15 protein-coding genes and 1 tRNA gene are annotated in these 19,123 nt (G+C 69.5%); 7 read left to right on the top strand and 9 right to left on the bottom strand.

Translation table 11 applies throughout. From position 1 onward, the window contains the following. Nucleotides 1-22: 22 nt before the first annotated feature. The 7 genes from dbpA to NX784_RS23110 form a co-directional block, all read right to left on the bottom strand. Complete coding sequence (dbpA, locus tag NX784_RS23140; RefSeq protein WP_258819050.1) at nucleotides 23-1,432, bottom strand: ATP-dependent RNA helicase DbpA; 1,410 nt, start codon at nucleotides 1,430-1,432, stop codon at nucleotides 23-25. A gap of 89 nt (nucleotides 1,433-1,521) precedes the next feature. Further along, nucleotides 1,522-1,785 carry a hypothetical protein gene (locus tag NX784_RS23135; RefSeq protein WP_258819049.1) on the bottom strand — a complete coding sequence of 88 codons (264 nt, stop codon included), beginning with the start codon at nucleotides 1,783-1,785 and terminating at the stop codon, nucleotides 1,522-1,524. 63 nt (nucleotides 1,786-1,848) lie between these two features. Next, nucleotides 1,849-1,925 (bottom strand) — tRNA-Met (locus NX784_RS23130). A 97-nt stretch (nucleotides 1,926-2,022) separates the two neighbouring features. Next, entirely contained in the window at nucleotides 2,023-3,180 is a 1,158-nt protein-coding gene (locus tag NX784_RS23125; protein WP_258819048.1) for a methyltransferase, read from the bottom strand. A gap of 11 nt (nucleotides 3,181-3,191) precedes the next feature. After that, nucleotides 3,192-3,404 carry a hypothetical protein gene (locus NX784_RS23120; RefSeq protein WP_198119358.1) on the bottom strand — a complete coding sequence of 71 codons (213 nt, stop codon included), beginning with the start codon at nucleotides 3,402-3,404 and terminating at the stop codon, nucleotides 3,192-3,194. A 103-nt stretch (nucleotides 3,405-3,507) separates the two neighbouring features. Next, a complete protein-coding gene (locus tag NX784_RS23115) occupies nucleotides 3,508-7,398 on the bottom strand; it encodes an AAA family ATPase (protein WP_258819047.1) in 3,891 nt (1,296 codons plus the stop codon). Continuing rightward, nucleotides 7,395-8,675 (bottom strand): exonuclease SbcCD subunit D C-terminal domain-containing protein, encoded by a 1,281-nt coding sequence (locus tag NX784_RS23110; protein WP_258819046.1) that lies wholly within the window; start codon nucleotides 8,673-8,675, stop codon nucleotides 7,395-7,397. Before NX784_RS23110 ends, NX784_RS23115 begins: the two co-directional genes overlap by 4 nt. A 136-nt stretch (nucleotides 8,676-8,811) precedes the next feature. On the opposite strand from NX784_RS23110, the gene NX784_RS23105 reads away from it, so the two are divergent. Then, nucleotides 8,812-10,047, top strand: a complete 1,236-nt coding sequence (locus tag NX784_RS23105; protein WP_258819045.1) for a winged helix-turn-helix domain-containing protein — start codon at nucleotides 8,812-8,814, stop codon at nucleotides 10,045-10,047. A gap of 205 nt (nucleotides 10,048-10,252) precedes the next feature. Continuing rightward, nucleotides 10,253-10,873 carry a hemerythrin domain-containing protein gene (locus NX784_RS23100; protein ID WP_258819044.1) on the top strand — a complete coding sequence of 207 codons (621 nt, stop codon included), beginning with the start codon at nucleotides 10,253-10,255 and terminating at the stop codon, nucleotides 10,871-10,873. 130 nt (nucleotides 10,874-11,003) lie between these two features. Here the strand turns inward: NX784_RS23100 and NX784_RS23095 are convergent, their stop codons facing one another. Beyond that, nucleotides 11,004-11,258: a hypothetical protein gene (locus NX784_RS23095; RefSeq protein ID WP_258819043.1), complete on the bottom strand. Its 255-nt coding sequence runs from the start codon at nucleotides 11,256-11,258 to the stop codon at nucleotides 11,004-11,006. Nucleotides 11,259-11,264: 6 nt separating this feature from the next. Here NX784_RS23095 and NX784_RS23090 point away from each other — a divergent pair, with 6 nt between their 5' ends. From NX784_RS23090 to yiaA, 4 genes are all read left to right on the top strand, one after another. Beyond that, complete coding sequence (locus NX784_RS23090; protein ID WP_258819042.1) at nucleotides 11,265-13,616, top strand: DUF349 domain-containing protein; 2,352 nt, start codon at nucleotides 11,265-11,267, stop codon at nucleotides 13,614-13,616. Further along, a complete protein-coding gene (gene moaE, locus NX784_RS23085; protein WP_258819041.1) occupies nucleotides 13,613-14,083 on the top strand; it encodes a molybdopterin synthase catalytic subunit MoaE in 471 nt (156 codons plus the stop codon). Before NX784_RS23090 ends, moaE begins: the two co-directional genes overlap by 4 nt. Continuing rightward, entirely contained in the window at nucleotides 14,068-14,451 is a 384-nt protein-coding gene (crcB, locus tag NX784_RS23080; RefSeq protein WP_258819040.1) for a fluoride efflux transporter CrcB, read from the top strand. Before moaE ends, crcB begins: the two co-directional genes overlap by 16 nt. 82 nt (nucleotides 14,452-14,533) lie before the next feature. Then, nucleotides 14,534-14,959: an inner membrane protein YiaA gene (gene yiaA / locus NX784_RS23075; protein WP_258819039.1), complete on the top strand. Its 426-nt coding sequence runs from the start codon at nucleotides 14,534-14,536 to the stop codon at nucleotides 14,957-14,959. 10 nt (nucleotides 14,960-14,969) lie between these two features. Here the strand turns inward: yiaA and NX784_RS23070 are convergent, their stop codons facing one another. After that, complete coding sequence (locus tag NX784_RS23070; protein ID WP_258819038.1) at nucleotides 14,970-16,292, bottom strand: voltage-gated chloride channel family protein; 1,323 nt, start codon at nucleotides 16,290-16,292, stop codon at nucleotides 14,970-14,972. A gap of 125 nt (nucleotides 16,293-16,417) precedes the next feature. On the opposite strand from NX784_RS23070, the gene clpB reads away from it, so the two are divergent. Further along, nucleotides 16,418-19,030, top strand: a complete 2,613-nt coding sequence (clpB, locus tag NX784_RS23065; protein ID WP_258819037.1) for an ATP-dependent chaperone ClpB — start codon at nucleotides 16,418-16,420, stop codon at nucleotides 19,028-19,030. The last annotated feature ends 93 nt before the right edge of the window (nucleotides 19,031-19,123 follow it).

The following is a 19,123-nucleotide window of genomic DNA, read 5'->3' as shown; positions in this document are numbered from 1 at the left end:
CGCCCTCCGGCTCAGTCCTCGCTCAGTTCTCGATCACGCGCATCTTGAAGTTACGGCCCTTGATGGTGCCGAATTCGGGGCCTAGCGGATTGCCGCCGCTCAGCCGCTCGAGCGCCTGGCCGACACAAGCGCGGTCGAGCGCGACGTAGCTCGTGAATTCGAAGATGTGGATCTTGCCGACCTGTTCCTTCGTCAGGCCGGCGTCGCCGGTGAGGGCGCCCAGCAGGTCGCCGGGACGCAGCTTCTCTTTCTTGCCGCCGGCGATGCACAGCGTGACCATTGGCGCGGGTTCGACGGGATCGGCATCGTCCGCCGCCGCGTCGAGCGTGTGCCACTCGGCCGTGAAGCCCTGTACCTCTTCGATCAGTCGCACCCAGCGCTTTTCGTTCGGCGCACACAGCGTCAGCGCAAGGCCGGCCGCGCCCGCGCGCCCCGTGCGGCCCACGCGGTGCACGTGCACTTCCGGATCCTTCGAGACGTCGACGTTGATGACGGCTTCCAGGCCGGCGATGTCGATGCCGCGCGCGGCCACGTCGGTCGCGACGAGCACGCTGCAGCTGCGGTTGGCGAAGCGCACGAGCGTCTCGTCGCGGTCACGCTGTTCCATCTCGCCGTACAGCGCCAGCGCGGAAAAACCCAGTTCGCGCAACGCGTCGGCCACTTCGCGGCAGCGTGCCTTCGTATTGCAGAACGCGATCGCGGAACCGGGCCGGTACTGCCGCAGCAGCTGGGCGACGGCGTCCACGCGGCCGTCGAAGCCGATCTCGTAGAAGCGCTGCTCGATGCGGGCCGCTGCGTGCACCGTGTCGACCGCGAGCTCGAGCGGATCGCGCAGGAAGCGTGCCGTGGCGGCACGGATGTCGTCCGGATAGGTCGCGGAGAACAACAGCGTCTGGCGGTGCGCCGGGCAGTCGCGGACGATGGCGGCGATCTCGTCGTAGAAACCCATGTCCGTCATGCGGTCCGCCTCGTCCAGCACGAGGGTGCGCAGGCGCGCGAGGTCGAGCGTGCGGCGCTGCAGGTGGTCGCGGATGCGGCCCGGCGTGCCGACGACGATGTGCGCCCCGAATTCCAGCGAGGCGATCTGCGGCCGCATGGGGACGCCGCCCGTCAGCACGACGACCTTGACGTTGCCGATACCGCGCGCCAGCCGGCGCAGCTCGTTCGCGACCTGGTCGGCCAATTCGCGCGTGGGGCACATCACCATGCCCTGCACGGCGAACAGCGTCGGATTCAGCTTCAGCAGCATGCCGATGCCGAACGCGGCCGTCTTGCCGCTGCCCGTTTTCGCCTGCACGATCAGGTCGCGGCCGGCGAGGGCTTCCGGCAACGCGGCGGCCTGCACGGGCGTCATTTGTTGATAGCCGAGCTGGGCGAGGTTCGCCAAGAAGGGGGCTGCCAGCGGCAGCGAAGAAAAAGCGGTGTCGGACATGTCGTCGGCCGCGCGGCACGCGGCGGTTGGTGCCGCGTCGGCGGCGTTGTCGTTGGCGCGGCGAGCGCCGCGTTGCGGCTGCGCGCCGCTCAGGCCGCCGGCTTCCAGATGGGCAAGCCGGTCAGGTCCAGGTCGGGATCGTCTTTCCACACCGGCAGCCCGGTCGCATCCGTGTGGGCCAAGTCCAGCAGCATCAGCTGTTCCTGCTTCGGCGCCGTGCGGCGCACGCGCGGACGCTTCGGCGCGGCAGTGTCGTCGGCGGAGAGAATCGATGGGACAACGGTGTCATCGTCGTGCGGCGCCGGCTCGAAGCCGGGCAGGTCGAAGGTCGCGTTGTCTTTCTTGTCTCTCATGCGCTGCACTGGCCCAGAAAACAAAAGCCCGGCTGCAAGAGTCGGGCTTGTTGTTACGGTATTTGGTTGCGGGGACAGGATTTGAACCTGTGACCTTCGGGTTATGAGCCCGACGAGCTGCCAGACTGCTCCACCCCGCGTCTGAGAACGCTATTTTAACCTGATCGGCGCCGGAGCGCAAATCGGGTTTGCTTCAGGTTCGCCTGTTCGATCAACCTGCGTACGTTGCGGCCGCGTTCACGCGGCCTGCAAACGCCACAGCGACGTCACTTCCGCCATGCGCGCGACCGCCAGCGGATCGTCGGGATCGCTGGCCTTCGCATGTGTCGGGCGGATGTCGTGACGCCCGGCGACGGCCAGGCCCGCATCCGCAATCCAGCCAAGCAATTGATCGCGCGACCGCAAGCCCAGGTGCTCCGCCAGGTCGGACAGGATGAGCCAGCCTTCGCCACCGGGCCGCAAATGCTCCGTCAAGCCCGCGAGGAAACCCTTCAGCATGCGGCTGTCCGGATCGTACACGGCGTATTCGATGGCGGAGCTCGGCTTGCCCGGCAACCAGGGCGGATTGCAGACGACGAGGTCGGCGCGTCCTTCCGGATACAGGTCGGCCTGCACGACTTCGACCTGGCCAGCGAGTCCCAGCCGTTCGACGTTGGCGCGGGCGCAGCCGAGGGCGCGCGCATCCATGTCGGTGGCGAGCACGCCCTGCAAGCCGCGATGTGCCAGCACGGCCGACAGCACGCCCGTGCCCGTGCCGATGTCGAACGCGAGCTTGGCGCCCGCCGGCAGCGGCGCTTGCGCGACGAGCTCCACGTATTCCCCGCGCACGGGCGAGAACACGCCGTACCACGGGTGCACGCGTTCGTCGAGGGCGGGAATGAACACGCCCTTGCGGCGCCATTCGTGCGCGCCGATGACGCCCAGCAGTTCACGCAGCGACGCGACGTATGGCTCGGTGACGGGGCCGTACGCCTCGGTGCACGCTTCGCGCACATCGGGTGCGCGGCGCAGCGGGATGCCGTGGTCCGCGTCGAACGGAATCAGCAGCATCGCCAGCGTGCGTGCGCGCTGCAACTGCGCGAGGCGGTGGCGGTGGAATTGTTCGGTCAGCGATGCCGCGGGCTTGCCGCCCTTGGAGCGGCGCGCGCGCGGGCCCTTGTGGTCGACGCGGCGCACGAGCGCCTGCAGCAGCTGGCGCGCATTTTGAAAGTCACCGCGCCACAGCAGCGCCGTGCCGTCCAGCGCGAGGCGCCAGGCTGCGTCGGCGTTCATCGTGTCGTCGGCCAGCACGACCTTCTTCGGCGCCGGCCAGCCGCTTTCCGAGCGCCAGCGCGCCGAGCGTTCCTCTCCGTGTTCGATCCAGTGGATGCGCGCCGCGCCGTCGGAAGTCGTCATCGCCGTCCCGATCAATGGTGGTGGTGCCAGTGGAGTTCGTTCGATTCGACGTACGACTTCACGGCATCCGGGTTGCCGGTCGCGTGGCGCTTGATCTCGCCGCATTCGCAGATGCCCTGGTAGGGCTGGATGTGCGAGCAGGCGGACACTTTCTGCAGGGTGACCTTGACCGGCTTGGCGCACTTGGCGCACTTGAAGGTCAGGAAGCGGGCGGGTTTCGACATGATAATTAAATGAAGATGAAATCAGCTGCGCCGTCCCGGGGCATGGCAGCATGCGGCGGGCACGGCAGGACAAGGGAAGGGGCGCATTTTAGCATTGCACGGTCTAGCATTGCACCGTCACGGCGCTGCTGCCGCCACCGGCGGGCCGCACGAGTACCTTGGTCGCGATGCGTTCCGTCATCTCCTGCACGTGCGAGATGACGCCGACCTTGCGGCCCAGCGATTGCAGCGCATCGAGCGCATCCATCGCGACGCCCAGCGTGTCGCTGTCGAGGCTGCCGAAGCCTTCGTCGATGAACAGCGATTCGACCTTCACGCGGTTCGACGACAGAGACGCCAAGCCCAGCGCGAGCGCCAGCGAGACGAGGAACGATTCGCCGCCGGACAGCGAATTCACGGAGCGCACTTCGCCGCCCATGTCCTGGTCGCGCACCATCAGCGCCAGCGACGGACCGGCCGCGCTGACGACGCGCTCCAACCGGTAGCGCCGCGCCAGCTGGCCCAGGTGGTTGTTCGCATAGCCGAGCAGCACGTCGAGCGTGAACTGCTGGGCATAGTTGCGGAATTTCTTGCCGTCGGCCGAGCCGATCAGCTCCGCCAGCTTCGCCCACCGGTCCTCGATGGCGCGCTGGCGCTCGATCTCGGCCATCATCGAGCGTGCCCGTTCGCGCCGCTGTTCGTCTTCGCGGATGCGCATCGCGAGGCCGGCAGCCGCTTCCCGTGCGGCGTCGCGTTCCGTCTGGGCACGGAGCAGCGCGGCGGCGACGGTGTCGGCGTCTTGCGGCAGCGCGTGCGGGCGTTCCGGGCGCGATGTCTGTGCGGGGGCCTGCCCGGCGTCGGACGCGTCGCCATGCGCTTCCGCATCGGACGCTGCGGAACCGGCGCCCGCGTCCGCATCAGGCGGCAGGTCTTCGCGCAGCCGCTCGTGCTGCTCCCGCTGCGCGCGCCGCTCCGCCGAAATCGCCGTGGCCTGGCGCACGGCGGCATCGAGTTCCTGCAAAGCCGTGCGCTCCTGGGCGATCCACGCGGCACCGACCTGGAGCAGGGCGGCCAGCTGCTGTTCGTTGGCGACGCTTTCCAGGGTTGGGTCGCTGCCGTCGAAATCGTGGATCCACTGCGCGAGGCGTTCGCCCGCGTCGGCCAGTTCGCCCTGCAGGTCGGCGATCCGCGCCGCGGCACGGGCCTGCGCCTCGCGCACCCGTGCTTCCGCTTGCGCCGACTGCAGGCTCGCGGCCTGGCAGCCGTTCACGGCGGCGCGTGCCGACGTCACGGCCGCCGCGAGCGCCTGCTCGACGTCGCGCACCGCGCGGCCTTCGAACAGGCCGGCGCGTTCGCCACGGTGGGCGGCCAGTTCCCCCTCCATGCGGGCGAACTCGGCATCGGCATCGGCGCGGCGCCGGCCCGCCTGCTCCACGCGTGCCTCCAGCGCCGCTTGTTCCGCCTCGACGGTGCCGATGGCGCCTTGCAGCCGCTGCTGGCGTGCCGCCTGTTCGTTCCATTCGCGGGCTTCGTGCTCGCGTGCGGCGCGCCAGCCGGCGGGATCGCGTTGCCAGCGGTCTTGCCAGCCGTCGCCGCAGGCCGTCGCCAGCACCGGGTCGAGTTCGGCCAGCAGCGCGGCCAGCGCGGAAGCGGCCGCCTCGCGCCGTGCCGCGAGTGCCGCGATGTCGGCGTCGAGCCGGGCCAGTGTGCCCTGGGCCGTCTGCGCGGCATCGAGCAGGCGTGTGTGTTCCGCGTTGGCCTGGTCCCACGCTTGCTGCGCGGCGTCGCGCGCGAGCACGGCGCGACGCAGGCCGGCGTCGCGCGTTTCCAGGTCGTCGTACGCAGCGCGCAGCGCGGCCAGTTCGGCGGCCAGCCACCGGCCGCGTGCGTCGTGGTCATCGTCACCGTCGGGTGCCGCGGCCGCGAGGGGATTGTCGGTCCATTCCGCGTCCAGTTGCGCGAGGGCGGCGGCGAGGCCGTCGCGCTCGCGCGCCAGCGTCGCCAGCCGATCGCCGGCCGCCTCGAACGCGGCGCGCTGGTCGGCCTGCAGGTCGACGTTGGCGCGTTGTTCGGTGCGGCGCGCGGCCAGCTCGCCGGACAGGTTGTCCAGCACCGCGTGCAACCGGTCGTCCTGGTGCCGATAAGGATGTTCGGTGCCGCCGCACACAGGGCAAGAATCGCCGTCGACGAGCGTCGCGCGCAGCTTCTCGACGCCGTCGGCGCACGCGAGCTGCGCGGACTTCAGCATGCGCTCGGCCTGGACCACGGCGGCATCGAGCGCGATGCCCGCAGTGCGTGCTGCGTCGAGGCCTTCCTGTGCCGCCGCGCGCGTCTGCGTGGCCTGGATGGCCTGCCCATCCACGTCGGCCAGGCGGATGCGGTGCGTGCGCGCCGCCTGCCACGTGTGGTCGAGCGACGCGAGGTGCTCGCGCCGCTGGTCGAGCGTGCGGCGTTCCGTGCGCAGCGCGTCGGCGTCGATGCCGTCCAGCGCGGCTGCGGCCTGCCGGCGCGCGGCGTCGCGTGCCTCCAGCAATTCGACCGATGCGGCCAGCGCATGCGCCGTCCGCTGCGCCGCGCCGGCCGCCTGCTCGGCGCCGGCTTTTGCCGCGTCGAGCGCTTGCGCGCTGGTCGCGTCCTGTTGCGCGGCCTGCCCGGCCTGCGCGAGACGCTGGTCCCACCGGGTCCATTGTGTGGCGAGCGGTTCGCGCGCACCGTGCGCGGCGAGCCACGTGCCCGTGTCGTGCAAGGCGCGCCGGCTGGCGTCCAGCTCTGCCGTCTTTGCTTGCAGGGCCGCCTGCGCCTGTGCCGATTCCGTTCGCGCGTCGTCCGCCGCCGCGCGCGCCTTCGCGTGGGCGGGCGCCAGCGCGTCCAGCGTGGCGTCGAGCGCTTTCGCGCGGTCCAGTTGCGGGGCCGCGGTGCGCTGCGCGTCTTCCGCCGCGTCCAGCTTGCGCTCGGCCTCCATCAGGCCTTGCGCGGCCTGCCGCTGGGCGTCGAGGGCGCGGGCAAGGTCGTGTTCGCCGGCAGCCAGCTGCGCCTGCACCTGCCTTTGTTCGCCGGCCAGGCGGCTCAGGTCGGCGACGAGGGCGCGCGCCGGCTGCACGGCGTCCAAGGTGGCCAAGCGGCGGCGCCGGTCGGTGGCCGCATCGGCCGCGGCGCGCGCCTGCGTGAGCAACCCGTCGGCCTGCGTTTCCGCCGCCCGCAGGCGTTCCAGTTCCTGGTGCCAGCGCAGCTGCCGTTCGAGCCCGGCCTGGCGCGTTTCGGCCGCCGCGAGCGAGGCTTGCGCGGTGGCGTGGTCGGCATCGAGCGCGGCCCGCGCGTCGGGGCCGAGCGGCGCCTGGTCCTGCAGGCGTTCTGTCAGGCGGCGCATGGCTTCCTGCTCCACACGCCAGCGTTCGTAGGCGCGGCGCGAGATGTCGCTGTACACGGCGCTGCCCGTCAGCGTTTCGAGCAACTCGCCGCGCTCGTTCTCGTCCGTGCGGAGGAAGGCTGAGAATTCGTTTTGCGCCAGCAGCACGGAGCGCGTGAACTGTTCGAACGACAGGCCGATGCGGCGCTCGATCTCGGCCAGCACTTCCGTCTTCGTGCCGCCCAGCGCTTGCAGCCCGGGCAGTTGCTGCAGGCTCATCGTGGACGGCTGCAATGCGCCCGCGGCGCGGTTGCGCGAGCGGCGCACGCTCCAGCGCGCGCGGTAGCGCTGTTCGTCGTTGCCGACAAAGTCGACCTCGGCGAACGCGTCCGCCGTGCCACGCCGCATCAACGTGCGGCGGTCGGCGACCGACAATGTTTCGTCGCCCACGTCCGGGAGGTAGTTGCCGACGCGTGGACCCTTGATGAGGCGCGGCGTCGCGTCGTACAGCGCGAGGCACAACGCGTCGAGCAAGGTGCTCTTGCCCGCGCCGGTGGGCCCGCTGATCGCGAACAGGCCGGCCGCCGCCAGCGGTTCGCTTTCGAAGTCGACCTCGAAGTCGCCGGCCAGCGACGCCAGATTCTTGCCGCCGATGCGCAGGATCTTCATGCGGCCTCCCGCTTGCTGCCGGCGGCGTCCGTCGGGAGCAGCAGTTCGGCGAACGCGGCCAACTGGTCGTCGGGCGCGTCTTCGCCGAAGCGTTGCTGCCACAGACGGCGGAAGATGTCGTCCGGCTGCAGTTGCGCGAGCTGGTCGAGGCTCAATGCCGGCTCCGCGCCGGCCGTCGTCGCGACGCGGCGCGTCGGTTCGATCTTCGCGAGACGCACGGGCTTGCCTTCCAGTGCCGCCTCGACCTGGGCGCGCAGGCCGGGCTCAGGCGCGTCGAGCAGCACGCGCACTTCCAGGTACGGCCACGCGTCGCGCGGCAGGTCGGGCAGGTCGAGCCCGACCAGTTCCGCGATCGCCTGCTTGACGGCCGCCGGGCGGGCCGGCACGCGCAGCAGCTCGACGGCGCGCGGCACGTGAATGGGCTCGATGGCCGCGGCGCTCGGGCCGTCCAGGTCGATGCGCAGCACCTGGTGCCGGTAGCCGACCTCGGCGAAGGACAGGGGCAGCGGGCTGCCGCAATAGCGCAGGTGGTCCTGCTGGCCCACCCGCTGCGCGAGGTGCAGGTGGCCCAGCGCCGCGTAGGCGACGTCCGGACCGAACATCGACGCGGGCAGCGCCTCGGTGCCGCCGATGACGATGCGCCGTTCGGAGTCGGGCGACGCATCGCCGCCGACCATGTGGCAATGGCCCATCGCGACGATCGCCTGGCCGTCCGTCGCCCGCGCGCGCGCCAGCTCGTACGCCTGCTGGTACAGGCTGCGGATGCCCCCGAGGTAGGCGTCGAATGCATCGTTCGGGGCACTGTCGGTGGACAGCGGCGTCACGCGCGGCACGTCGCCGGGGCGCAGGAACGGGATCGCGACGCACCAGGCCCGCACCGCGCCGTCCTTGCCGGTCAGCGGCACGAGGAAGCGCTCGACGTCGATGGCGCCGGCCGCATCGCGCACGACGTGGCCGATGACGCGGGTGCCGTGCGCTTCCAGCAGCGGCCCCGGCGCCTCGAGCCGACCCGGCGAATCGTGGTTGCCGGCGATGACGACGATGTCGAGCTGCGGCGCGCGTGCCCGCGCCTGCTGCAGGAAGCGGTACAGCTGGCGCTGTGCGGTGGCGGACGGGTTCGCATTGTCGAACACGTCGCCGGCGATCAGCAGGGCGTCCGCTTCCTCGGCGACGATCGTGTCGAGCAGCCAGTCGAGGAAGCACTGGTGCTCGTAGGTCCGGTCGAAATTGTGCAGGGTCTGGCCGAGATGCCAGTCTGATGTGTGCAGCAGCCGCATGGTCGTTAGGAAGTCAGCAACGGTGGTTGAGCCAGGGCGCCAACTATAGCGCAGACGGCGCAATACTGTGAAAAAAACCAGTACTTTTTCGCGCCAACCTATATAAATGTTGATCGGATGTCACTAGAATGTCTGGATGAGCGAACCAATCCTGACTCCCGCTGTCGCGCGTTCCCTGCACCTCGCCGCGCAGGGCATGCTGCAGGCCAGGCGCGCCCGCGCCACGAAGGACGACGTGCTGGCCGCCATCCGCCGCATGGGCGTGCTGCAGATCGACACCATCAGCGTCGTGGCGCGCAGCCCGTACCTCGTGCTGTGGAGCCGCCTGGGCGACTACGACCCGGACTGGCTCGACCAGCTGCTGGCCGAGGGCCGGCTGTTCGAGTACTGGGCCCACGAGGCGTGCTTCATCCCCATCGAGGACTACGGCCTGTACCGGCACCGCATGGTCGATCCCGGCTCGCTGGGCTGGAAGTACGCGGGGACGTGGCTCGCGTCGCACCGCGAGGAGGTCGCGCGCGTGCTGGCCCATATCCGCGCCAACGGTCCGGCCCGGTCGGCCGACTTCGAACGCACGGACGGCAAGGCGGGCGGCTGGTGGGAATGGAAGCCGGAAAAGCGCGCGCTCGAAGTCTTGTTCACGACGGGGCAGCTGATGATCGCGCGGCGCCAGCAGTTCCACCGCGTGTATGACCTGGCCGAGCGCGTGTTGCCGGGCTGGGACGATGCACGCATGCCGTCCGTCGCGGAGACCCGGCGCCGGTTCGTGCTGGACGCCGTGCGCGCGCTGGGCGTGGCGAAGGCGACCTGGATTCCCGACTACCACCGCACGAAGCCGCCGCACCTCGACCCGCAGGCGCTGGCGGACGAGGGCTTGCTGCTGCGCGCCCGCGTCGACGGATGGAAGGAACCCGTGTACGTCCATCCCGACCATGCGGACCTGCTCGCCCAGGCCGCACGCGGCGCCTTGCAGGCCACGTTGACGAGCGTGCTGTCGCCGTTCGACCCCGTCGTGTGGGATCGCCGCCGGGCGCTCGACCTGTTCGGCTTCGATTACCGCCTGGAGTGCTACACGCCGGCCGAGAAGCGCCGCTACGGCTATTTCACGTTGCCCCTGCTGCGCCGCGGGACGCTGGTCGGGCGCGTCGATGCGAAGGCGCACCGCAAGACGGGCGTGTTCGAGCTGAAGTCGCTCGTGCTTGAGCCGGGCGTGCGCGTCAGCGAGCGCCTCGTGCGCGACCTGGCCGGCGCATTCGGCCGCTGTGCGCGCTGGCACGGCTGCGGGCAGGTCGTGCTGGCCCATGCCGAGCCGGCCGCGCTCGCCGTGCCGCTGGCCGCGGCGCTGGGCGACGCTTGGAAGGCCGCTGCCTGAGCCGGCGCCGTTTGTGATAAATCAAACGCGCATCCGGTTCGCCTCCTTACACTAGACCTTCCTTCAGGCCGACGACAACCAAAAGGGCGCACGACGCCCGCGACAACCAGGCCTGTCAACGACGCTCCCACCGGATTCCTGCATCGCGCCGCGCATGGCCTGCGGCGGGGTGCTGTCCGGCGGTGCGGATAATAGTGGAGACCGAATGCTGACATCGACTTATACCCTCGTCGCGCTGTCTGTCGAACAGACCACGGTGCGCGCCGCCTTGCAGTCGCTGCTCGACGAGCTGCGCGCGCTGCCGGCCGACTTCAGCACGCTCGCCGCCGGCCGGGCGGCCCAGTTGTGCGGGGCGCTGCGCCAGGCCTACGACAACTGCCATTGGCGCAAGCTCGACAAATTCCTCGTGCCCGCGCTGCGCCGCAGTACCGCGGCCGCCGACGGCCTGCTGGCCGACCTCGAGCGGCTCAGCGGCCAAGCCGCCCTGGCGATGGGGGCGGCCGAAGCTTGCGTCGGCCCGGCCGACCACCCGGTGCCGCGCGACGCGTTCTGCGATGCCGTCGAATCCTGCGTCGGCGCGCTGCGCCGCCGCCTGGAGCGCGAGGAACACGAGCTGTTCCCGCTGGCCCGCGCGGCCGTCGGCGGCGATGCATGGTTCGCGATCGCCAACCTGATGCTCGCCCACGACGCGCACGCGCAGGAACACCGCGGCGATGCGCGCCTTGCCCGGCGCGGGATGCCGGCGGCGGGCCGCGACTCCCGCGGGCGCGACCCGCTGCAGCCGGAGTTCGGGCGGCGGCACGCGGCGCTCACCGCCGCCCACTGATTTTCGCTCGCCGTTCATCGGACCGCGACGGACATGTTGCTCGCACGCGCAGGGCTGGCGTTACGGGGCCATCAGGGTTCTTTTGCTATGATGGCGATTTTGGAAGTGCGATTTCATCATGTTCGAGTTCCTATTCAAGCGGCCGGGCGACAAGCCCGGCGACAAGCCGGCCGGGCAGGGCGCACAGGCGGGTGCGCAGGCGGAACCATCTGCGCCCGCCGCACAGTCGCCCAATCAGCAACGTGCGGTCCAGGCTGAAAAACTGAGCCGGATCGGCGCTGACGAAGCGGCCGCCGTGGAATTCATTCTCCAATGCGAATTTTCCGAACTGCGGCTGACCGCCGCCGAGCTTGTCCATAGCCCCGAGCAGCTCGAGCGTGTCCATGCCGCGATGCGCAATACCGACCGCCGCGTCGCCAAGCTGATGCAATCCCGCCTCGACGCGCACCGCCACCGCGAGGCCGAGCACCGGCGCGCGCAGGCCGCCGTCGAGCAGGCCGAATCCCTCCTCAAGGAGACATTGCTGACTCCGAACCATGTGGCCGAACTCGACCGCAAATGGTCCGTGATCGTCGCGCCCGAGCTCGACGCGACATTCCACGCGGCGCGCGCCGCGCTGGCCCAGCGCCTGGAAGCGCAGGTGGCCCTGCAGCGCGCGATGATCGACCGCGTGGCCGCGCTGCGCCAGCTGGGCGGGGCCGGGCTGCCGGCGGCCGAGCTGGCCCAGCGCGTCGACGCACTGGCGCAGGAACAGGACGAAGCGCTGCGCGCACCGGAGCATCCGTCGTTGCCGCGCGCCCTCGTGGCGGAATTCGCGGCCGAGATGCAGAAGCTGCGCGCACGGCTGCAGACGCAGGAAGCGGGCCGGGCTGCACAGGCGGCGCGCGCAGCGTTCCTCGATGCGCAGGTAGCCAAGGCGCCCGCCGAGTTGCATGCGGACGCGCTGCGGCGCGAGTGGAAAGCGCTGCCGCCGCTCCCGGCGGACGAGCAGGGCGCCGAACTGCAGCGCCGCTTCGACGCCTTGCTGGCCACGTTGCCGCAGCCCGAGCAGCGCAAGCCGAAGGAGACCAGGGAGCCGAAGCAGGAAGGCGCACCTGGAGCCAAGCCGGCCGCCAAGGACGCGAAGGACGGTAAGCCGCGCGGCGCCGATCAGCATTTCATCGACACGATGGACGCGATGGAAGCCGCGTTGCAACAAGGTTCGCTCGGCGCCGCCGCCGAACTCGACAAGACGCTGAAGGAAGCGCGCGAGAAGGGCACGCGCCTCACGCCGGCCCAGTCCGACCGACTGGCCCATCTACGCGCCGAGCTCAAGCGCCTGTCCGACTGGGCGCGCTGGGGTGGCAACGTGTCGCGCGAGGAACTCATCAAGACGGTGGAAACTTTGCCCACGCAAAACCTGGCGATGAGCGAACTGGCCAAGAAGGTGGGCAGCATGCGCGACCGCTGGAAGGCGCTCGACAGCCTGTCCGGCGCCGCGCCGAAAAGCTTGTGGGAGCGTTTCGACGCCGCGTGCACGGCCGCGTATGCGCCGGCCGCCGCCCACTTCCGCCACCTGGCGGACGAGCGCCATGCGAACGCGGCGCGTGGCCAGGCGCTCGTCGACGAAGCCCAGGCCGAGATCGCGCGCCTGCGCGACGGCAGCGCGGAATGGAAGCACGTGGCGGGTACGGTGCAGCGCCTGCGCCTCGCGTGGAGCCACCTGGGCGCCATCGACCGCAAGGACAAGAAGCGCCTGGACGCCCTGTTCACGGATGCACTGAACACCTTGCAGGGCCCGCTCGAGCATCAGCGCAAGGGCGAGATGGCCGAGCGCGAAGCCATCATCGAGGCAGCGGCCGCCATCGATCCGCACGACCGCCATGCGATCGACGCGATGCGCGCGCTGCAACAGCGCTGGCAGGAGCATGCGCGCGCGCTGCCGCTGGAACGCAAGAGCGAGCAGGCGCTGTGGCAGCGTTTCCGGGCCGTATGCGACGACGTGTTCCAGCGCCGCAAGGAAACGATGCACGAGGCCGACATCGAGCGCCGCGCCCACGAGGCCGCCAAGGACGCCATCAGCGCCCGTCTGGAAGCGGCCGCCGCCGACGTGACGCCGGCCACCGCCGGCAAGATCTTGCGCGAGGCGCAGGCCGAGTGGCAGGCGATCGGCCCCGTGCCGCGCACACACGAAGCCCGCGTCGAGAAACGCTACCACGCGGCCGTCGCGCTCGTGCAGCAGCATGCCGACCAGGCGCGCCGCGCAGCGGGCGTCGCCCAGGCCGGCATGCTGCGCGACAAGCTGCGCCTCGTGCAGCAGTTGGAAGAGGCCGTCGCGTCGCACGAAGCCGCCGATGCCGACTGGGACGCTCGCTGGACCGCGCTGCCGCCGCTGGACGCCGACATGGAGCGCACGCTCCGCACCCGTTTCGACAGTGCGTTGGCCGCGCTGCGCACGAGTCCGGACGCGCGCGCCGCGTACGCGCGCCAGCTCGAAGACAACCGCGCCAAGCTGCTGCACGAATTGCTGCGCCAGGAAATCGGCGCCGGCATCGACAGCGGTCCGGAATTCGCGCGCGACCGGTTGAAGCTGCAGGTCGAAGTGCTGCAGTCGTCGCTGAAGTCCGGCCACGGCGGCCGCGGCACGCACGACGGCGCGACGGCCCGGCTGCGCGACCTGTGCTCGCTGCCGGCGCTGGTCGACGCGCGCACGGCGTCGCGGATCGAGCAGCTCGCGCTGCGTGTGGCCAAGGAGGGCAAGTGAACAAGGAAACGACCGACGTCCGCGTCCAGAGCGCCGACTTCGATCTCAGCACCGAGGTCGCGCGGCTGCGCGCGGGCGATGCGCGCGTGGGGGCCGTCGTCAGCTTCGTCGGCACGGTGCGCGACATGAACGACGGCGCCAACGTCGCCGAACTGGAGCTCGAGCATTATCCGGGCATGACGGAGCGCGCGCTGCACGACATCGTCGAACAGGCGCGCGGGCGCTGGCCGCTGTACGGCGTCCTCGTCATCCACCGTATCGGACCGATGCAGCCGCTGGACCAGATCGTCCTCGTCGCCTGCACGGCGGCGCACCGGGGCGAGGCGTTCGCCGCGTGCGAATTCATCATGGATTACCTCAAGACCGACGCGCCGTTCTGGAAGAAGGAACAGACGCCGGACGGGGCGCGCTGGGTCGACGCGCGCGTGACGGACGACGCGGCCCGGGCCAAGTGGGCCAGCCGCTGAGCTGGATCGCCGTCGCCATCGGCGCCACCCTGGGCGCCTGGCTGCGCTGGGGCCTCACCATCTTCCTCTCCCAGCTGCATGCGCACATCCAGCTGGGCACGCTCGTCGCCAACCTCCTCGGCGGCTATCTGATCGGGCTGGCGCTCGGGTTCTTCGACACGGCACCGGCGTTGTCGCCCGCGTGGCGCCTGTTCGTCATCACGGGCTTTCTCGGCGGTCTGACGACGTTTTCCAGCTTTTCGGGCGAGTCGATGGTCCTCATGCAGCGCGGCCATTACGGCTGGGCGCTGGCGCATGCCGCAGTGCACCTGCTGGGCTCGGTCGGCTGCTGCGTCGCGGGTTACGCGACCTGGCGTGCCATCGCCTGATACCTCGCCGTCGTTCGCTTGCGCGCAAGGTGTTGGCGATGCAGTCTGGCAAAGTTCTATCTTTCTTTAACCGGAGAACGCCATGACCCAGCAACAGTCCGCACGCCCGAGCCCCGCCTTCGTTGGCGCTTCGTGGTGCGCCATGATCGTCGGCATCCTTGCCTACCTCGCCGGCTTGTGGAATGCGTCGATGCAGCTCAACGAGAAGGGGTATTACCTGACCATCCTGTTGTATGGCTGCTTTGCTGCCGTGTCGCTGCAAAAGACGTTGCGCGACCGCGCCGAGAACCTGCCGGTGACGGGATTGTACGTCGGCCTGTGCTGGACGTCGCTGAGCGCCGCACTAGGCCTGCTCACGGTCGGGTTGTGGAATGCCGCGCTGATGCCCAGCGAAAAAGGTTTTTATGCGATGTCGTACGTGCTGACCTTGTTCGCCATCGTGGCCGTGCAGAAGAATGTGCGCGACCTGGCGGCGGCGGGCACCGCACCCGTGGCATCGCAGGCTTGACGCGCGCCCGTTACGGCTGGCGCGGCGGCTCGCGGCGCGCGGGCAGGTCGGCCAGCCGTGTGTCGGCCGGGAGCGATGCCATCCACCGGTGCTTGGGCTGGCCGACGCGCTGCGCGCGGTAGATGCCCGTATGGCCGGAAAACAGATAGGCCAGCACGCACCCGACGGCCGCAAACACGCCCGCTTCCGCGCCGAAAAGCTCGATAGCCATCAACGTGGACGCGATCGGCGTGTTCGCGGCGCCGGCGAACACGGCCACGAAGCCGACACCGGCCAGCAAGGCGAACGGCACGTGCAGCAGCGGCGCCAGCGCGTTGCCCAACGTGGCGCCGATGTAGAATAGCGGCGTCACCTCGCCGCCCTTGAAGCCGCTGCCCAGCGACGCGATCGTGAACACCATCTTGCCCGCGAAATCCCACGGGGCCAGCGGCTGCGCGAACGCGGTCTGGATCGTGGGGATGCCGAGGCCGATGTAGCGGTCCGCGCCCAGCGCCAGCACGGCGGCGGCGACGACGATGCCGCCCAGCAGGGGGCGCAGCGGGCCGTACGGCACGCGCCGCTTCATCCAGCCCGACAGCGCGTGCGTGCAATCCGCGAACAGCTTGCCGGCCAGACCGAACAGGGCGCCCGCGAGCGCGACGGCGATCAGCGGCCACGCGGCCAGCGCGGGCACGGCGCCGATCGCGTAGTGCGTGTGGTGGATGCCCAGCGCATGGCTCCACAGCAGGCAGACCTGGTCGCCCGCGATCGCGGCCGCCAGGCAGGCGAGCAGGGCGTCGTAGCGCAGCCGGCCGATCGCCAGGACTTCGAGACCGAAGATGGCGCCCGCCAGCGGCGTGCCGAACACGGATGCGAAACCGGCGCTGATGCCCGCCATCAGCACGATGCGGCGGTCCTCATGTTTCAGCCTGAACACATGCGTGAGCTGGTCGGCGAGGGCGCCGCCCATCTGCACGGCCGTGCCTTCTCGTCCGACCGACGCGCCGAACAAGTGCGAGATCACCGTCCCGCCGAGCACGAGCGGCGCCATCCGCAGCGGAATCACCTTTTTCGGGTCATGGATTTCGTCGATGAGCAGGTTGTTGCCGGCCTCGACCGAGCTGCCGAAGCGCAGGTACAGCCAGCCGACGGCGAACCCGGCCAGCGGCAACAGGGCGATGAGCCAGCGGTGGCCGATGCGCGTTTGCGTCGCCACGTCGAGGGCGAACAGGAAGACCGCCGAGGCAGTGCCGGACAGCAGCCCGACGGCGAGTGCGAGCAGCAGCCATTTCGCCATTGTGGGAAGCAAGCGCAGCTGTTCGTCGAAGTGTCTGGAGAGGAATGAAGGGCCCATGCCGGGCATTGTAGCGCAGCAACTTTAAACGTTTGCCTGTCGCGTGTTCACATCTTGAAAAGCCACTAAGGCATCCCTAACTGTGTGTCAATCCGAAATCCAACCCAAACACAGGGATCAACAACATGCGCCAAGATAAATTGACGACCAAGCTCCAGGAAGCGCTCGCCGATGCGCAAAGCCTGGCCGTCGGCAACGACAACCAGTACATCGAACCCGTCCACCTGCTGTCCGCCCTGCTGAGCCAGAGCGACGGCGGCGCTCGCTCGCTGCTGCAGCGGGCCGGCGTCAACGTGGGCAGCCTGCAGACGGCGCTGCGCTCCGCGTTCGACCGCTTGCCGAAAGTGTCCGGCACGGGCGGCGACGTGCAGGTCGGCCGTGAGCTCGTCTCGCTGCTGAACCTGGCCGACCGCGAATCGCAGCGGCGCGGCGACCAGTTCCTGTCGAGCGAGATGGTGCTGCTGGCCTTCACGGAAGACAAGTCCGAAGCGGGCCGCCTTGCGCGCGAGAACGGTCTCGCCCGCAAGGCGCTGGAATCCGCCATCTCCGCCGTGCGCGGCGGCGAATCCGTGAATTCGCAGGACGCAGAGGGCCAGCGCGAAGCTCTCAAGAAATATACGCTCGACCTGACGGAGCGGGCCCGCAACGGCAAGCTCGACCCCGTGATCGGCCGCGACGACGAGATCCGCCGCGCCATCCAGGTGCTGCAGCGGCGCACGAAGAACAACCCCGTGCTGATCGGCGAACCGGGCGTCGGCAAGACGGCGATCGTGGAGGGTCTGGCACAGCGCATCGTCAACGGCGAAGTCCCCGATTCGCTGAAGGGCAAGCGCGTGCTGTCGCTCGACATGGCGGCGCTGCTGGCGGGCGCCAAGTTCCGCGGTGAGTTCGAGGAACGCCTGAAAGCCGTGCTGAAGGAGCTGGCGCACGACGAAGGCATGACGATCGTCTTCATCGACGAGATCCACACGATGGTCGGCGCCGGCAAGGCCGAAGGTGCGATGGACGCGGGCAATATGCTGAAGCCCGCACTGGCGCGCGGCGAGCTGCACTGCATCGGCGCGACCACGCTCGACGAGTACCGCAAATACGTCGAGAAGGACGCCGCGCTGGAACGCCGCTTCCAAAAGATCTTGGTCGACGAGCCCAGCGTGGAGGCGACCATCGCCATCCTGCGCGGTCTGCAGGAAAAGTACGAGCTGCACCACAAGGTCGAGATCACGGACCCGGCGATCATCGCCGCGGCCGAGCTGTCGCACCGTTATATTACCGACCGCTTCCTGCCCGACAAGGCCATCGACCTGATCGACGAGGCCGCGTCGAAGATCAAGATCGAGATCGACTCGAAGCCGGAAGTGATGGACAAGCTCGACCGCCGCCTGATCCAGCTGAAGATCGAGCGCGAAGCCGTCAAGAAGGAAACGGACGAGGCCTCGCAGCGGCGCCTGGAGCTGATCAATGAAGAGATCGTCCGCCTGGAGCGCGAGTACGCCGACTATGAGGAAATCCTCAAGTCCGAGAAGGCGGCCGTGCAGGGCACGACGCACATCAAGGAAGAGATCGAGCGCATCCGCCTGCAGATGGATGAGGCGAAGCGCCAGAGCAACTGGCAGAAGGTGTCGGAGCTGCAGTACGGCCGCCTGCCGGAGCTCGAGAAGCAGTTGAAGGATGCGGAGGCTGCGGGCGAACAGCCGGAGGACGCGAATGGCAAGCCCCGGCTGCTGCGCACGCAGGTCGGTGCCGAGGAAATCGCGGAAGTCGTGTCGCGGGCGACCGGCATCCCCGTCGCCCGCATGATGCAGGGCGAACGCGACAAGCTGCTGCACATCGAAGAGAAGCTGCATGAGCGCGTCGTGGGGCAGGACGAGGCGATCGAGGCCGTGTCCGACGCGATCCGCCGCTCGCGCGCCGGCCTGGCCGATCCGAACCGTCCGTACGGCTCGTTCATGTTCCTGGGCCCGACCGGCGTCGGCAAGACGGAGCTGTGCAAGGCGCTGGCGAACTTCCTGTTCGACACGCAAGACGCGCTCATCCGCATCGACATGAGCGAGTTCATGGAGAAGCATTCCGTGGCCCGCCTGATCGGCGCGCCGCCGGGCTATGTCGGCTACGAGGAGGGCGGCTACCTGACGGAAGCCGTGCGCCGCAAGCCGTACAGCGTCATTCTGCTGGACGAGATCGAGAAGGCGCATCCGGACGTGTTCAACGTCCTGCTGCAGGCGCTCGACGACGGCCGCATGACGGATGGCCAGGGCCGCACGGTGGACTTTAAGAACACGGTGATCGTGATGACGTCGAACCTGGGGTCGCACAAGATCCAGTCGATGGAAACGGACGAGCCCGCCGTCGTCAAGATGGCCGTGATGGCCGAGGTGCGCGGCCATTTCCGCCCCGAGTTCATCAACCGGATCGACGAGATCGTCGTGTTCCACGCGCTCGACGAGAAGAACATCGGTGCGATCGCGAAGATCCAGCTGAAGCACCTGGAGCAGCGCCTCGAGAAAATGGAGATGGCGCTCGACATCAGCGACGAGGCGCTGCAGAAGATCGCGGAAGCGGGCTTCGATCCCGTGTATGGCGCGCGGCCGCTCAAGCGCGCGATCCAGCAGCAGATCGAGAATCCGCTGTCGAAGGACATTCTGGCCGGCCGATTCGGCCCGAAGGATACGATCCACGTCGGCGTGCGCGGCGGGCAACTGGTGTTCGGCGAGGAGCCGGCCGTCGAGCTGGCCAAATAATCTGCGGTGGACATGGAAACGCCCTGTCGGCATGCGCCGGCAGGGCGTTCTCGTTTGTAACGGCCGAGTGCCGGACGACTTGTTTGACGCACT

Origin of the sequence: Massilia pinisoli (assembly GCF_024753285.1) — a bacterium.
Lineage (GTDB): Bacteria > Pseudomonadota > Gammaproteobacteria > Burkholderiales > Burkholderiaceae_D > Telluria > Telluria pinisoli.
This window is presented reverse-complemented; position numbering and strand designations above follow the sequence as displayed.

Bases quoted from the DNA above. Each gene is read 5' to 3' on its own strand.
- dbpA (WP_258819050.1), bottom strand. From the start codon at position 1,432: ATGTCCGACACCGCTTTTTCTTCGCTGCCGCTGGCAGCCCCCTTCTTG.
- NX784_RS23135 (WP_258819049.1), bottom strand. From the start codon at position 1,785: ATGAGAGACAAGAAAGACAACGCGACCTTCGACCTGCCCGGCTTCGAG.
- NX784_RS23125 (WP_258819048.1), bottom strand. From the start codon at position 3,180: ATGACGACTTCCGACGGCGCGGCGCGCATCCACTGGATCGAACACGGA.
- NX784_RS23120 (WP_198119358.1), bottom strand. From the start codon at position 3,404: ATGTCGAAACCCGCCCGCTTCCTGACCTTCAAGTGCGCCAAGTGCGCC.
- NX784_RS23115 (WP_258819047.1), bottom strand. From the start codon at position 7,398: ATGAAGATCCTGCGCATCGGCGGCAAGAATCTGGCGTCGCTGGCCGGC.
- NX784_RS23110 (WP_258819046.1), bottom strand. From the start codon at position 8,675: ATGCGGCTGCTGCACACATCAGACTGGCATCTCGGCCAGACCCTGCAC.
- NX784_RS23105 (WP_258819045.1), top strand. From the start codon at position 8,812: ATGAGCGAACCAATCCTGACTCCCGCTGTCGCGCGTTCCCTGCACCTC.
- NX784_RS23100 (WP_258819044.1), top strand. From the start codon at position 10,253: ATGCTGACATCGACTTATACCCTCGTCGCGCTGTCTGTCGAACAGACC.
- NX784_RS23095 (WP_258819043.1), bottom strand. From the start codon at position 11,258: ATGGACACGCTCGAGCTGCTCGGGGCTATGGACAAGCTCGGCGGCGGT.
- NX784_RS23090 (WP_258819042.1), top strand. From the start codon at position 11,265: ATGCGCAATACCGACCGCCGCGTCGCCAAGCTGATGCAATCCCGCCTC.
- yiaA (WP_258819039.1), top strand. From the start codon at position 14,534: ATGACCCAGCAACAGTCCGCACGCCCGAGCCCCGCCTTCGTTGGCGCT.
- NX784_RS23070 (WP_258819038.1), bottom strand. From the start codon at position 16,292: ATGGGCCCTTCATTCCTCTCCAGACACTTCGACGAACAGCTGCGCTTG.
- clpB (WP_258819037.1), top strand. From the start codon at position 16,418: ATGCGCCAAGATAAATTGACGACCAAGCTCCAGGAAGCGCTCGCCGAT.